The organism is Bradyrhizobium sp. 23AC (genome assembly GCF_054863025.1).
In genome coordinates, this window is the sequence record NZ_JAVAYN010000002.1 from 303,916 (window position 1) to 318,479 (window position 14,564).

The window sequence follows — 14,564 nt, forward strand, 5'->3', positions numbered from 1 at the left end:
GCTCCGAACCTAGGACCTTCGCCGTGCCTTGATTAGGTGATAGATTTCGAATGAAGTTATTAGGGTGACTAATCAATGCATCGGGACGACGCGAGCGACCTTCTTGCCTTCCTGGCCGTGGCGCGGGAGCGCAACTTCACGCGCGCGGCGGCGAAGCTTGGCATGACTCAGTCCGCGCTGAGCCAGATCATCCGGAATCTGGAGGAGCGGCTGGGTGTCAGGCTGCTCAATCGAACGACGCGGAGCGTCACGCCGACCCAGGCCGGCGAGCGGCTGTTCCAGAGCATCGGCCCCAAGTTCACCGAGATGGACAACGATCTCGCTGCCCTCGGCGAGTTTCGCGAAAAGCCTGCTGGAACCGTTCGGCTCACCGCGACGGAATATGCCGCCAGCGAAATCCTGCTGCCGGCGCTGGGAAAGCTCCTGCCCAAATACCCCGACATCCATGTCGAGATCATCATCGACTACGGGCTTACCAACATCGTCGCGCAGCAGGTCGATGCGGGCATCCGTCCCGGCGAGCTTGTCGCCAAGGACATGATCGCCGTGCGCGTCAGCCCCGATCTCCGGATGGCCGTCGTCGGCTCTCCGTCCTATTTCGCCGACCGCAGGCGGCCGAAGACGCCGCAGGATCTGACCCAGCACAATTGCCTCAATCTGCGTCTGCCCACGCACGGCGGCAGCCTGTATGCCTGGGAATTCGAGAAGAACGGGCGGGAGCTCAATGTGCGGGTGGAGGGCCAGCTCGTGTTCAACAGCGCGGGGCTTCTCTTGAACGGAGCGTTGAAGGGCCTCGGCCTTGCCTACCTCACCGAGGGACATGTGCAGCCGTATTTGTCAGAGGGACGTCTTGTCTGCGTGCTCTCGGATTGGTGTCCGCCGTTCTCGGGATATCATCTCTACTATGCCAGCCGGCGCCAGCCTTCCCCGGCCTTCTCGCTGCTGGTGGAGGCGCTGCGATACCGCGGCAAGTAGAACGGCAAGTAGAACGGCAAGTCGAATCGGCAAGTCGAACGGAATGACCGCGTCCAGCACCTCAGGCGCGCAGAACATCGAGATTTGATCGATTGCGTGGGGTGTGCAGGGTGAGGCGAGGATTGCAGGAGCAATCCCATTCGCCTAAAGCATGAGCCATGCGTGTCCGTTGTCTTGTCCTGATATCGATGATCTCCGCCGTGTCCGCGAAACAAAGCCCGATGGTTGGATGAGACGGTTTCTGTCGGGAGCGTTGCCGTTCTACGCGCTGGCTGTACTGGCCATGTGCATGTACCTCGTCCTGTACAGGACGAACCTTTTCGATCTGAACGCCATCGTCCATGGCGCGACCGGGTCGTCATGGTTTCTGGTCTTCATGTTCGTCTGCGTGCTGCTGGAGGCGGTCTTCCCGTATTTCGGCTATTTTCCCGGAACCGCCCTCATTCTGATGTCCGTGGCGCTCAATCCAAAGTCGGCGGATGCTTCCGTCTTTGTGGTGGCGTGGCTCGCCATCATCCTGGGCGCCGTCTTGAGTTACGGACAGGCTCGTTTCTTCAGGCCGTTCCTGCAGCGGGTGGCCTCGAAGGCGGCCCTGCGCCGATGCGAGTCCCTGTTCGACGCCTATGGCGCTTACGCGCGCATTGCCTTGTTCGTTCATCCCAACGCCTGCGCGATGTATTTCACGGCGCTCGGACTTCTCGGCCGCAGCCTGACGCGAGAGCTCGCCTATCTCTGCGTGGGTGCGGCCGCCGCCGTCGGCATCCTGTTCGTGATCGTGACCAGATTGGTGTCGTCCGTCGGCCCCACCGATGACGGCGAATTGCAGGTGCTGTTGGCGGCAGCGCTGGCCGCCATGGGGACGCTTGTTGGCCTCTACGCGGCCTGGCGGCCGGAGCGCGCGGCCTGAAGCATGCTCCGTCTTACATCTCCGCCGGCGGGCGCCGTGATCGCCTGCGATCGACAGGCTTCAGGGCGACGGCGCTGATCTAGCCACACGTTAATAATGCGCCTCTACCCGCCAAGCTTAGTGCAATACGCGAGCGGCTTCTGCTAGCCGGACTTTCTCTCTGAGGCCCTCGAGATCCTGTATTGCCTTAAGCAATCTCACCAAATCGGAAGCTATGTGTGCCAGTGTAGGCCTTTGCGGCTTTGAGGTTCGAGATTTCTGTTTCATCGCGAAACGGCTCCCTGCCAGGACCGGTAAAGATAGGCCGGGATTGGCAAGGACCGTGCCAGGGAAGCGCAACCGGCATTTCAGGCCAGAGAGCGCGCAGGAGGCAAGCGAAAGGGTTATCTGGCCGGTGCCGCTTTCCATCCATACGACTGGCGTGCGATCTGGCCAGTAATGTCGGTGTCCCTTTCGTCAGAGAGGCGCCAGGCCGCCACCCCGAAGCAGACGGTTAGAACCACGGCTGTTGTTAGCAGCAGCATCGATAGAAACTGGCTCACACCTACACCCCCGAATACGACGCATGAGCCAGCGACCATGGAACGTCGATTCGGAAAATGCAGATGCGTTGACCTATTAGCAGGTATCCCCAAGCTACGCACAATGCGCAATTATTCTTGGTCGCGATTGTTATTCGTTCAAGCCGTTGAGATTGAATCAGGTTCTGATCGATCAGCGGAGTGCCGATCCATGGTTCGGAAAACAGCCGCTCAAGAACGCACGCTCAAACCCGCCCGCGGCCTAGGGGCGAAAGTGCAGGTGGGAGCATTTGGTGCTGGCGCGAACCGCGTTGAGATCGTTGCGGACTTCGCATCCCGCGTTGCCGAAAGAGCGGCCGAAACAAACGATGAAGATCCGATCGTTGCTAGCGCTACGAGCGCTACCCCGAAAATTAGGCTGCGCATTTAATCCTCCCTCACTCCATCTCAGCATCGGACGGTGTTGTTTCAGCGCCGCTTCGTTTGGCCGCCAAAATGGTTTCGTGCACGCGACCGTGAAGTGTGGATTGCTGTTTTGCTCTGGCCCAAAGGCTCTCTAAGCCGAAGCAGAGCCCGGCCGGCCTCAGCCGCCCAGACTGCTTCAAGAACGCGCGCGGCCACGGCTGCTCTTCGAGGACAATTCGATGAGCATTATTGCCTTTCGCATCAGGTAGGGACAACCCATGAGGTGGACCGATAGCGCTTACAAGTCCGATGACTATGAGGACGAGCCCCGATAGGACAGGTGAGCTGAATGAATGGTCGGAAATGCAGCGGCCCCGGCACCCGTTCGCTGAGGCCGCTTTTATTTGCTCGGTAAGCGGAACGACTTTCCCAATTCCGAGTCGAATCCAAGCTCCCGACAAGTCCCCAAATCAAAAGCCCCCGTCGGGAGCAAACCTTCCCCAAGGTTGGCGACCTCGGCCCCAAACCGAGGCCGCTTGTCATAAATGTGGAAAAAGGCGTCGGCAAGGCGTGTGCGAGCAACGCAAATCGCGCGCTTCTTGCTTTGAATGCGCCGGTCGCAGTCGCGTGAGAGCGGAATTAAATCAAGCCTAATTTTCATGGCAAAGTGCATTTAATTCAGTCATTTAAAGCTGGAGTGTCGCGGCAGAGACTTTCGGCTGCCGTGCCATGATTGCCGCAGCGGGAAGGTTAAAGGTCATATCAACCGTTTCCAGTAAGCTTTGGACTTGACCGGCGCATAATGCGAGTTCCCATTTAAATCTCCAGTTCGAGATGAGTCGGGATTTGCCGTGGGTATTTACTTGCTCTCGCTCGCGGCGTGCGTTGTCGGGGTTCTTCTATTCATGGCATTCCATCGATAGGGCCGACAACGGACGCAACAGTTACATTGAATCCTCAACCCAAGCCGAAATTAATAGTTTTGGCCGGTTGTTTTTGACTGTGCACAGTTGCTCGCGTTCAATTCCAAAGGTGGAGGCGAACGTGTTTTTGAACTGGGTCCTCGTTATCCTTATCGGCGTCAGCGTTGCGGTCCTGATAGCCCACGCGATTGACGCGATGCGCTCCTGACGTGCGCTCTTGGCGATGATCTCTGATGGATCTTGCCGGTACGGGCGGAGCACAGCCCAGCGCGGTGAGTTTCTTCAAGATCGATGAACTCCACGGCTCGCTGTCTTAATGAAACCCTGGCCGCAAAGCCGGCATGGAGCCAAGCCATAGATTGCGTGTGCCCAGCTTTCCGCAAACTGTTTCCCCACCAGGCATTGAACTTGTACGCTGACGGCGGCAACGGTCTGCCGAGAATTGCTTCAATTTCCGAGAACGTGAGCCGAATCGTTTGCGGCCCTGTGCGCTGTAGCTCTTCCCGTAGTGGATCGTAAACGGACATAACAGTCGGCTCGTCACGTTGGCCCGTAGGCGTCCCTGCCATGCTCCGGGTATCTGGTTGCAGCTGATTGATCGCTCCGCTTCGCCCCAGCATGAGTTGGCTCGCATCACCAGACTCAATTGCTCCTGGATCAGCGACGATAGCGCAGCGAGTATCGATTAGTGCACTTTTTGCTCAAGGTCTCTCAGTAGCGAGTGCAGAAAGTCGCTGGCATGGTCATATTGAGCGTTGCCGTTCGTGATTCGACGGGCGCGCGGGCTCACCAAGCGAGCAACAGTTTCAGAGCGGAGCAGCTCAGCTCTGTCCGAGCACTGCAGCAGTAAAGCATCGGGTAAATCTTCCGCAGATCCGAACAGCTTCAAGAGACGATGTTCGCCCTCGGTCTTACGGTCGTGATGCGCCTTCGCAGCATATAAAGCAAACAGCCCACGGAAAGCATCGCGGGAAACGGCAGGTTTTCCCATCGGAACGCCCTTAAGAATTAAATCTATAATAAACGCAAGTCTGAAGCATTGGTGCGGAAAAAGCTAGCGCAAAATTAAATCAACCCGTATCTCGCATTGAGAGATTAGAGGCGGTCCGAAATCAGCCGCCGCAATAGCCGCACTTGGATCCGGCGATCTGCCACCATGTGGACCAAAGCAGCGCGACTTGTGGAGCTCGCTGCTTCGGTAGATCGCGGAGGCGAATTGACGCGTGGTCGATTGAAAATCAACTAACGATACGTCTGGTCGGAGGCACCTGATGGTGGAATAATTCCGACGCTTTCTTGATTGGATTTTGACGTCGGCCGCGAACCGGCTGGCGACCTGGATTTTCATCATGGCCGCGCTTCCTCAGGGCGTTGTGGCGGAATTGCAGCAAGAGAACGCGCGGCTCCTGGCCGAATTACGCGCCGCACAAGATCGCGAGACCGCCACCGCGGACATCCTCAAAATCATTGCCAGTTCGCCATCGGAGGTGAAGCCGGTATTCGACGCAATCGCGAGGCGCGCCAATGCTTTGCTCGGCGGCTTTTCGACGACCGTATTTCGCTTCATGGACGGCACTGCCCATTTGGCGGCCTTCACGCCGACGAATTCTGCCGCCGATCGAGCTTTGCAGCAGATGTTTCCGCGGCCGATTGCCGATTTCGAGAGTTTTGAAAGGACGCGGGCCGGTAAGGTGGTGCCGACCCCCGATACCGAAGCGCTGACAAACGACATCAAATTCATCGCGCGCGCCCGCGGCTTTCGCAGCATGTTGTTCGTTCCGCTCGCGACCGGAGGCGTGGTGATCGGCATGATCAGCGTAACGCGGGTCGAGCCGGGTGCCTTCGCTCCGCATCATGTGCAACTTCTGCAGACTTTCGCCGATCAGGCCGTTATCGCCATTGAGAATGCGCGGCTGTTCGATGAGGTGCAGGCGCGCACCGACGACTTGCGGGAATCGCTGCAGCAGCAGACGGCGACCGCCGATGTGTTGAAGGTCATCAGCCGCTCCGCGTTTGATTTGCAAACGGTTCTCGACACGCTCACGGAATCGGCGGCGTGGCTGTGTGGTGCCGACATGGCGGCAATCGTCCGGCAGGACACCGACGGCGCCTACTATCATGCAACTCGGTACAATTTCTCGCCCGAGTGGGCCGAGGTCTCGGCGGGCATTCGACTCAATGCCGGACGCGGCAGCGTCGTTGGGCGCGTCCTGCTGTCCGGCAAGGCTGTCCAGATCCAGGATGTTCTGGCTGATCCCGAATACGCTTATCCCGAGCAGCAGAGGGCCGGCGGTTACCGGACCCTCCTGGGCGTACCTTTGCTTCGATCCGGAGAAACGATCGGCGTGCTGTTCCTGGGTCGCAAGGCCGTGAACTCGTTCACGGACAAGCAGATCGACCTGGTCTCCACTTTCGCCGATCAGGCCGTGATCGCGATTGAGAATGTCCGGCTGTTCGATGAGGTCCAAGCGAAGACGCGCGATCTCGCCGAATCGCTCCAGCAGCAAACCGCGACTGCCGATGTGCTGAAGGTGATCAGCCGCTCGACCTTCGATCTGCAGACCGTGCTCAACACGCTGGTCGATTCGGCGGCACGGCTGTGCGAAGCGGAGATGGCATTCATCATGCGTCGCGAGGGCGATGAATACCAAGCCGGCGCAGCGGTGGGGTTTTCCGAGGACTACATCGAGTTTCTGCAGGGGCACCCGATTACGCCCGGCCGGAGCACGGTTACAGGTCGGGCCGTACTCGAGCGCCGTCCAGTGCAGATCCTCGACGTCGCTGCCGATCCCGAATACGGCCTGCGCGAGTCCGTCACCATGGCTGGTCAGCGCACGGCGCTCGGTGTTCCCCTTCTGCGCGAGAATGAGCCGATCGGCGCGCTCGTAATCGCTCGCAAGCGCGTGCAGCCCTTCACGGAAAAACAGATCGAGCTGGTCGCCACATTTGCCGACCAGGCCGTGATCGCCATCGAGAATGTACGGCTGTTCGAACAATTGCAGACCAGAACGCGAGATCTGTCTGAGGCGCTGACGTACCAGACCGGCAGCGCCAATATCTTGCGGGTTATCGCTTCCTCGCCGACCGAGGTCGGTCCGGTGCTCAAGGCGATCGTGGAAAGCGCATGCGGGCTTTGCGAGGCATATGATGCACTGGTGGTTCTGAGGGACGGCGACGACATCGTCATCCAGGCCCATCATGGACAAGTCCCCGTGGTGTGGAGCCGGCGGGCGATCAGTGTCAAATCGCCCACCGGCCGGGCGATTATCGACCGTCGCACCGTTCATGTGCACGACCTGCTCGGGCCCGAAGGCGAGGAGTTCCCGACCGGACGCGAATATGCGCTTCGCTCAAACGTTCGGACCGTTCTGAGCGTGCCGCTGTTGCGCGATGACGAGAGCATGGGTGCGATCGTGCTTCGTCGCACGGAGGTTCGTCCATTTGGCGAGAAGCAGATCACCCTGCTTCAGACTTTCGCAGATCAAGCTGTCATCGCCATCGGCAACGTGCGTCTGTTCGAACAATTGAATGAATCGTTGGAGCGGCAGACGGCAACGTCGGAGGTGCTGGAAATCATAAGCGCTTCATCGGGCGCATTGACTCCGGTCTTCCACAAGATGCTGGAGAACGCGACGCGAATTTGCGGCGCCGGCTTCGGCACCATGAATCTCTACGAGGATGGCGGCTTTCGCACGGTTGCGTTACACAACGCGCCGCAAGCTTATGTTGATACCCGGCTATACCAGAGCATCCGCCCACATCCGGCGAGCGGGCTAGGTACCGTCGAGAAAACTCATCAGACGGTTCATATCGACGATATCAGGACTCAGCCGCCCTACGTCGAAGGCAACCCGAACGTTCGCGCGCTTGCCGACCTTGCCGGCGCACGGACCCTCGTCATCGTGCCCATGCTCAAGGAAGATGAGCTGATTGGCACCATCACGATCTTTCGCCAGGAAGTTAGATCCTTCACTGACAAGCAGATCGAGCTCGTGTCCAATTTCGCACACCAAGGAGTGATCGCGATCGAGAATGCACGCCTGCTGAACGAGCTGCGCGAGCGCACTATGGAACTGTCACAATCGCTCGAGGAATTGCGAAATGCGCAGGATCGGTTGATCCAGACCGAGAAGCTTGCCTCGCTCGGGCAACTCACCGCCGGCATTGCGCATGAGATCAAGAATCCGCTCAATTTCGTCAACAATTTTGCTGCGCTTTCCTCCGAACTCATCGAAGAACTCGGCGACGCGCTGCGCTCAGCCGGACTCGGCGAGGCAGCAAGGCTGGACATCGACGTGCTGATACACATGCTACAAGGCAATTTGGAAAAGATCGTGCAGCACGGAACGCGCGCCGATTCCATTGTCAAGAATATGCTTCTGCACTCTCGCGAAGGGTCTGGCGAACGCCGCGCGGCCGATATCAACGCCATCCTCGAGGAAAGCCTCAACCTTGCTTATCACGGAGCGCGCGCCGAGAAAGCAGGCTTCAATATCACGCTCGAAAGGAACCTCGATCCGTCTGCGGGGGCGCTCGATCTGTATCCGCAGGAAATCACGCGGGTGTTCCTCAATCTCGTTTCAAATGGCTTCTACGCGGCGAGCAAACAAAAGGACGCCGCCGGCGACGGCTTCGAGCCAAGGCTGCGCGCGACGACGACAAACCTCGGCGGCGCCGTAGAGATCCGGATTCGCGACAATGGCGCCGGCATCCCGGCCGACGTGAGAGAGAAAATATTCAACCCATTCTTCACAACCAAGCCCGCAGGCGAAGGAACTGGCCTTGGCCTTTCAATCTGCCACGACATCATCGTGAAACAGCACGGCGGCAGCATCGAGGTCGATACCGAGCCCGGCGATTATACGGAGTTCATCATCAGGCTGCCGCGTAGCGGCACACCGGAACGACGCGACGTGAAATTATCGTAGGCATCAATTCAAGCGAAACTAGGAATCCTGCGTCGATATTCACTGCAAACACCGGAGGTCGAAAATGAAGACGCTCTTGGTCCCGCTTCAAAATATTCCGATGATGACATCCACGCTCGATGTCGCTGTACGCCTCGCGCATCGTACCGGCGCCTATATCGAAGGCTTTCCGCTCCGGTTCGGCATCCCTCAATATCTAGCCGCGGAATTGGCCACCGGCATTCTGTTAGATTCGTATGAAGTGAAGAGCGAAGCCGAATTGAACGACATGCGCGACTTTTTCGAAGCATTCATGCTGAAGCACGATGTTCCTCGATCCGCTGGATTGGGTCGACCATGTTTCGGCTGGCTGGAGACCGCCCCTGAGGGCGAAGATTTTGTCGGAAGCTATGGGCGCGCTTTCGATCTGATCGTGATGGCACGGTCTGACATTGATGCTGCGGGCCCTCACCGTCGCGCGATTGAGTCCGCGCTGTTTGAGAGCGGCAGGCCCGTTCTACTTGTGCCATCGAATGCACCAAGAAGCGTCGCAACAAATGTTATGATCCATTGGAACGGTAGTACCGAGCAAGCTCGGGCAAACGCATTTGCCATGCCGTTGCTTCGTCTGGCCGAAAAAGTATCGGTCCTAACCGTCGTTGGCGGCCAAGCGGTACCAGGACCGTCTGCCGATCAGATCGTCCAGCAACTGCGGTACAATGACATTGCAGCGCAGGCGAGAACGGTTGAACTGGAGGATCGCGACACCGGAGAGGCAGTCCTCGATGCCGTTAGAGCTGAGGGCTGCGACCTCTTGATCAAGGGAGCCTTCACCCGCACCCGGTTGCGGCAAATGATATTCGGCGGGGCGACCAGCTATATCATGGAGCATGCGGATCTGCCTGTTTTGATGGCTCATTAGAGCCGCTCCCCTCTCTTCAGATCATGCAACCCTGCTCCTGTCTTGCCCGACGGGTCAAACCAGGATTCGGAAAAGGCGTAACCCATTGATCCGACTGAGGCCGGCTACTGTGCATGGGGTTGTTTTCGACATTTTTGATACGGGCGGTCCCGCCGCCCTGAGGCCTGGGTGGATCGTCCGCAACCGGCAGCGGTCAGGAAAGTGAATGGTGGGCGCACAAGGGATCGAACCTTGGACCTCTCCCGTGTGAACCACAATCGGTAGACCGCAGCCAACCAAATTCCGCCATAGTAAAATTGCAAAAACCCCTGCGATACGAGGTTAATTGTCCATATGTGACCATAGTGGGCCATGGCTGGACATTCTATATTTTGTATGCCCCCGCTGTGCCCCTCTGTGAATTTTCCCTTTGGGCACAATAGGGTCGGAACATGGAGCGAACGGGTTGTGACCCATTTCTCGGGCCTCCCCCGGGGCGTCTCGCGGGGCACTGAGAAAGGGCAGGAATGATGGAAGCGAGCGATAACGACCTCAGCGCCGGAGTGACGACGAACTACCTGAGGCTCACTGACGCGACGATACGTGCGGCCACGCTGCCGTCAGGCAAGTCGCAACACTATCTGCACGACACAGAGCAGCCAGGGCTGGCGATCAGGATGCGCGCGACTGGCGGCCGGACTTGGGTCTACCTGTTCACCAAGCCCGGTGCGAGGGGCACGCAACGCAAGACGCTGGGTGCATGGCCCAAGTTCAACGAGAAGGCAGCGCGCCAAGCCGCCACCATCGCCGCAGGCGAGGTGGTCAAGGGAGGCGATCCGAACGACGCCAAGCGCGAGGCCAAGCGGCAACAACTGGCCGAGAGGGAGCGCACCACGCTGGCGAACCTGATCATTGAGGACGGCCCCTACGAAACGTCCCTGACTGGACGCCAAGTCGTCAATTGGAAGCCAGCGATGTCGGCGCTCAGGCGCGGTCTCAAGGCTCATGTCGATCTCGCCATTGGCGACCTGACGCGGCGGCAAATCATGGCGGCGGTGGATAAGATCGCCAAGATCGGCAAGCGCGGCGCAGCCAGGGACTTGCGCAAGCACGTCCACACATTCCTCGAATGGTGTGTCGGCGAAGGTTACGTCGAGCACAACGTGCTCGCCGGTTATCGCGCTCCCAAGGAAACCCGTGCGCAGAGGGTCGGACGCCGATCCAAGGGCCGCGCGCTGACCGATGAGGAGATCATCAAGGTCTGGCACGCCTCCGGCAAGCTCGGGGCCTTTGGTCTCCTGACACGCCTGTGCCTGCTCGGTGGTCCGCGTCGTAGCGAGCCAACAATGATCCAGTGGCAAAAACACATCACGGATGACCGCGTTACCTTCGATGAGGCATGGACCAAGATGGGGCTGCACCACGATGTGCCCCGCACGCACCTCGTCGACGAGGTGCTCGCGGCCGCAAAGCATTTCCAGCGCGCAACCTCCGACTATGTCTTCCCGTCACCGAAGACCGGAGGCCAGATGTCCGGCTTCACCAAGATGGTCAGCCGCCTAATCAAGGAAGCGGGCGTCGCCAGATTCACCATGCATGACTTGAGGCGCACCTTGCGAACCATCATGTCACGCTGCGGCTACGACAACGAGATCCAGCGGCTATGTGTCGGGCAAAAGCCGCGGGGGATCGATCAGGTCTACAATCAGGACGAACAGTGGATCATCCGCAAGATGGCGTTCGAGGCGGCTCACGACTACATCGCGCAGCTGGTCGGTGCGAAACGGGTCGGCAAGGTCGTGCGCCTGCAGCGGAGGAATCCGCTCGACACGATCAAGGCCGAACTGCTCGGTCGTCTCCGCGAGCACTATGCGGCCCAGGGCGATTAGCGGGCTTATCGCGCCCAGCCAGATAGTGGCGCACTGCATCGGCGCGATAGAGCGGGCGCCCGTCGACGTAACGCCATTTCAGCAGGTGGTTCGGATCGCGCCTCCACTGCTCCAGCGCTTCGAGCGTGCGCCGGATGACCGCGGCCACCTCCAATGCCGTCAAATTGGAGCTGCCCGGCAGCGTATCGCGTCCGGCCAACGCATGAACGACATCAGCTGGTTCGGAGCCAAGTGCTCGAATAGGCGGAAGAGGAGCCGCGGTCACGCCGGAAGAGAAAATTCATTCCCTTCGAAGAGCACGAAGATTTGCAGCGCATCATCAACGCTTGAGTTTACTGCGCAGCGCGCGGGAGACAGTTCGGGATCGAGGCCGGTGGTCGGCACGTCCAGCAGTAGGTTCCATCCTTAAGCCGCTCCTTAAAGATGGAAGGTTCCGTCGTTCGCGTTGTCCTACATCAAAGATCGCCTAGTCTATATTCGTCGGGGCTGGTGAGGTGATGATGAGGCCCGACCTTGTACTGGGCCTCGGCTCCGAGAAGGAGGCCCGCATGCTCGCAAGCAACTTCGCTGATGATCTCGGTTCGGCCGTGCACTATGCGCTGGAGACGACGCACGCAATCGCAGTATGTCCCTTCCATCTTGGTCTGACGATCCGCATCGGTGACGACGCGGCCGAAAGAGGCCAAGGAAGGCGAAGTGAACACCGATATCTTCGGTTTCCTGACCTGCGAGCCGAATGCGGAGGTGAAACGCGTCCACCCGAAAGCGATGCCCGTGATTCTGACGGCGGCGGAAGAATACGACATCTGGTTCCGAGCCCCCCGGGGACGAAGCCAAGGCGCTGCAAAGGCAGCTTCCTGACGGGGCGCTTAAAATTGTCGCCACTGGCGAGAAGGAAGACCCAGCGCCGGCCACATAGGTTCTGCACAGACCCACGGAACATGTGGACAAGCCCGTGCCCCAGCGATTCGAAATTCCTGCCACGCTAACCGCCGGGAACGACGATCGAACGCAGATAAAGGAAGGTCCGCGCAGCGTTCCGAATTAAACCCTGCCCAACAAGTTCCAGCGCGTTCTTGATCGCCGGGGCGAGTTTTAGTGAACAACGCTGGACGGTCGCCGCAATTTCTCGAATATCATCCGATGAGCCATCGCCCTTTGTGAATATCGAACTTCACCAACCCTTCGTCTCGCATCTTCAACAGGAGGGATTGGCAAGTTTCTTCATTCACGATGTTGGCGCGTCTCACGACTTCGTAGACTTTGAGTGGTTTTTCGCGGAGCGCGCTCAGGATATTTTCGCGATCGTTCAGCATAACTAGAATCCTACCGTCAAAAAGCGCGCCATATCACTGAGAATAGGAAAGCTGATCTTCCGTAACGACTCGCTCGATCTTCTCCGATTTGCACTTGATGCGGTATCTAATACGTCCATCTGCCTCGATGGGCATATGTTGAACGATGGTGTAAATCATTGGACGCTCAGTAGCAGCACGTCCTTGTGGCCCTTGTGGCTGATGGCGAACGTCTTCATTCAGCTTGTAGGCGTATGACATGGATCTACCTCTAAACCTACAGCTGCTCTAACGCGGGCCGTACTGTGATGCAATGCAATACATCCTGTTGCCGTTCCGCTTCTGAGCCCTTCACGAACATCCTGGTAGCGCCGACGGATGCCGCTTTCTGGAAGCATGACTCTTATATTTCGAGACCAGATGAGAGCCGCTCCGCCGTTCATTGCACCGATCATTTACTGATCCGCGGTTCTCACTTGGCCATTTGCAATCTCTGCTTTTACAACAAAATATCGTTCATTCCATGGCGTTCATCAGACTGGCGATGTTGATCGTCGCGAAGTTTGAGAATGTATCCGAGACGGCGTAGGGAAAAATGATCTTGTCGTGATGTCGCAACGCGCCGCATGTGTACACGACGTTTGGGACATATCCCTCACGTTCGGACGGGTCGGGCCGAAGCAAGGGTTCATGCAGGCGCGCAAGCACTTTCGAGGGATCGTTCTTGTCCAGCAACGCCGCCCCGATCGAATATTTTCGAACCGGCCCGACACCGTGGGTTAGCAACAGCCAGCCCTCATCCAGTTCGATCGGCGATCCGCAATTGCCGATCTGCACGAACTCCCACGGGAATTCGGGTTTCAAAACCGCGTTGCCGCCATCGTCCCATGTACGGAGGTCGTCGGAATAGATGAGATAGAGATTTTCATTGTCTTGCCGGGCGATCATGGCATATCGGCCGCCGATCTTCTTCGGAAACAGCGCCATGCCCTTGTTGCGCGCGGCGCTGCCCTTCAGGGTGGACAGCCTGAACGACACGAAATCGGACGTCTCAATCAGCTCCGACCTGATCGCCCTGCCGCTATAGGCAGTGTAGGTCGCGTAGTAGACCTGTCGTTCGCCATCGCTGAACTGCACGAAGCGTGCATCCTCAATGCCATTCGACTGAGATGCGGTAATGGGAAAGATGACCCGTTCGCTGATATCTTCGCCGCTTTGGAAAGCGACCTCGACATCGTCCCCGGCTGGCCCCTGCGTCTGCGCGAGAATGGTCGGGCTCGAGGCCAGGCGTGTCGTTGGATCGACGCTGACCGCTCCGTCTGCCGCGATCATTCCGGACCGAAAGGTTAGCGAAGAGATGTGGCCTTCTCCGACGGCACGAAGGCTCAGGATGAAGCGTAACGCACCGGGAGGCGCGCCGGACTGATCGGGATGCGCTACGATACTCGGGTTGAACAAGGCAGACGCTTCGAACGAATATTCATTGAGAAAATAGGCGCCGACCAATTGGCGTTGCGCTTGCGTGAACGAGGCGTGGACGGCCAGCGCATCTTCCATGTCGTCGGCACGTGCCTCGAACGCCCGCAGCAAATTGCGGTGCCGGCCGATGAAATTCTCAAGAACATCGTCGAGTTGGCGGGCTGCCGCATCGGCATCGAGCGCCAGAACCCGATCGACGATGTGGTTCGCACGGGTCTTGTCCGTGGGGTTGAGATCGCGCGGTTCGGTCGCCGGCTTGAAGGGGCGCACGATGACTCGCGTTGGATCGGGCCGCAGATAAAGCGCCTGACGGTTCAGGAATGGAGACTGCGACAAAGCGTCCTCGGAGTGTTTTCAAGGAG

At 58.6% G+C, this 14,564-nt stretch carries 10 protein-coding genes and 1 pseudogene; 6 read left to right on the forward strand and 5 right to left on the reverse strand.

The genetic code is table 11. The annotated features are described in order from the left end of the window. Positions 1-75: 75 nt before the first annotated feature. Both RAD10_RS06585 and RAD10_RS06590 read left to right on the forward strand, forming a co-directional pair. Positions 76-975 (forward strand): LysR family transcriptional regulator, encoded by a 900-nt coding sequence (locus RAD10_RS06585; protein WP_461616809.1) that lies wholly within the window; start codon positions 76-78, stop codon positions 973-975. Between the two features lie 229 nt (positions 976-1,204). Continuing rightward, positions 1,205-1,882 carry a hypothetical protein gene (locus RAD10_RS06590; protein ID WP_461616810.1) on the forward strand — a complete coding sequence of 226 codons (678 nt, stop codon included), beginning with the start codon at positions 1,205-1,207 and terminating at the stop codon, positions 1,880-1,882. A gap of 2,007 nt (positions 1,883-3,889) precedes the next feature. Here the strand turns inward: RAD10_RS06590 and RAD10_RS06595 are convergent. After that, positions 3,890-4,351 (reverse strand): DUF7662 domain-containing protein, encoded by a 462-nt coding sequence (locus RAD10_RS06595; RefSeq protein ID WP_461616811.1) that lies wholly within the window; start codon positions 4,349-4,351, stop codon positions 3,890-3,892. A 65-nt stretch (positions 4,352-4,416) separates the two neighbouring features. Then, positions 4,417-4,722 (reverse strand): hypothetical protein, encoded by a 306-nt coding sequence (locus RAD10_RS06600; protein ID WP_461616812.1) that lies wholly within the window; start codon positions 4,720-4,722, stop codon positions 4,417-4,419. Between the two features lie 358 nt (positions 4,723-5,080). On the opposite strand from RAD10_RS06600, the gene RAD10_RS06605 reads away from it, so the two are divergent. The 4 genes and pseudogenes from RAD10_RS06605 to RAD10_RS06620 form a co-directional block, all read left to right on the forward strand. Further along, the gene (locus tag RAD10_RS06605) at positions 5,081-8,659 is read left to right on the forward strand and encodes a GAF domain-containing protein (protein ID WP_461616813.1); all 3,579 of its coding nucleotides are present in this window, start codon (positions 5,081-5,083) and stop codon (positions 8,657-8,659) included. A 64-nt stretch (positions 8,660-8,723) separates the two neighbouring features. Continuing rightward, positions 8,724-9,560: a universal stress protein gene (locus RAD10_RS06610; RefSeq protein WP_461616814.1), complete on the forward strand. Its 837-nt coding sequence runs from the start codon at positions 8,724-8,726 to the stop codon at positions 9,558-9,560. A 509-nt stretch (positions 9,561-10,069) separates the two neighbouring features. Further along, positions 10,070-11,428: a tyrosine-type recombinase/integrase gene (locus tag RAD10_RS06615; RefSeq protein WP_461617062.1), complete on the forward strand. Its 1,359-nt coding sequence runs from the start codon at positions 10,070-10,072 to the stop codon at positions 11,426-11,428. Positions 11,429-12,094: 666 nt separating this feature from the next. Beyond that, positions 12,095-12,347: pseudogene (locus tag RAD10_RS06620) on the forward strand (SOS response-associated peptidase); the annotation flags it as partial. A 217-nt stretch (positions 12,348-12,564) separates the two neighbouring features. Here the strand turns inward: RAD10_RS06620 and RAD10_RS06625 are convergent. From RAD10_RS06625 to RAD10_RS06635, 3 genes are all read right to left on the reverse strand, one after another. Next, positions 12,565-12,744 (reverse strand): hypothetical protein, encoded by a 180-nt coding sequence (locus RAD10_RS06625; protein WP_234683556.1) that lies wholly within the window; start codon positions 12,742-12,744, stop codon positions 12,565-12,567. A 33-nt stretch (positions 12,745-12,777) separates the two neighbouring features. Then, positions 12,778-12,984, reverse strand: a complete 207-nt coding sequence (locus RAD10_RS06630; protein WP_234683555.1) for a hypothetical protein — start codon at positions 12,982-12,984, stop codon at positions 12,778-12,780. A gap of 255 nt (positions 12,985-13,239) precedes the next feature. Further along, positions 13,240-14,538, reverse strand: coding sequence for a glycoside hydrolase family 130 protein (locus RAD10_RS06635; protein WP_461616815.1), 1,299 nt, complete (start codon positions 14,536-14,538; stop codon positions 13,240-13,242). Positions 14,539-14,564 lie beyond the last annotated feature (26 nt).

What these genes read in the sequence shown, in the direction of transcription:
- RAD10_RS06605 (WP_461616813.1), top strand. Translation starts at nt 5,081, where the DNA reads ATGGCCGCGCTTCCTCAGGGCGTTGTGGCGGAATTGCAGCAAGAGAAC.
- RAD10_RS06590 (WP_461616810.1), top strand. Translation starts at nt 1,205, where the DNA reads ATGAGACGGTTTCTGTCGGGAGCGTTGCCGTTCTACGCGCTGGCTGTA.
- RAD10_RS06630 (WP_234683555.1), bottom strand. Translation starts at nt 12,984, where the DNA reads ATGTCATACGCCTACAAGCTGAATGAAGACGTTCGCCATCAGCCACAA.
- RAD10_RS06585 (WP_461616809.1), top strand. Translation starts at nt 76, where the DNA reads ATGCATCGGGACGACGCGAGCGACCTTCTTGCCTTCCTGGCCGTGGCG.
- RAD10_RS06600 (WP_461616812.1), bottom strand. Translation starts at nt 4,722, where the DNA reads ATGGGAAAACCTGCCGTTTCCCGCGATGCTTTCCGTGGGCTGTTTGCT.
- RAD10_RS06615 (WP_461617062.1), top strand. Translation starts at nt 10,070, where the DNA reads ATGGAAGCGAGCGATAACGACCTCAGCGCCGGAGTGACGACGAACTAC.
- RAD10_RS06595 (WP_461616811.1), bottom strand. Translation starts at nt 4,351, where the DNA reads ATGCTGGGGCGAAGCGGAGCGATCAATCAGCTGCAACCAGATACCCGG.
- RAD10_RS06625 (WP_234683556.1), bottom strand. Translation starts at nt 12,744, where the DNA reads ATGCTGAACGATCGCGAAAATATCCTGAGCGCGCTCCGCGAAAAACCA.
- RAD10_RS06610 (WP_461616814.1), top strand. Translation starts at nt 8,724, where the DNA reads ATGAAGACGCTCTTGGTCCCGCTTCAAAATATTCCGATGATGACATCC.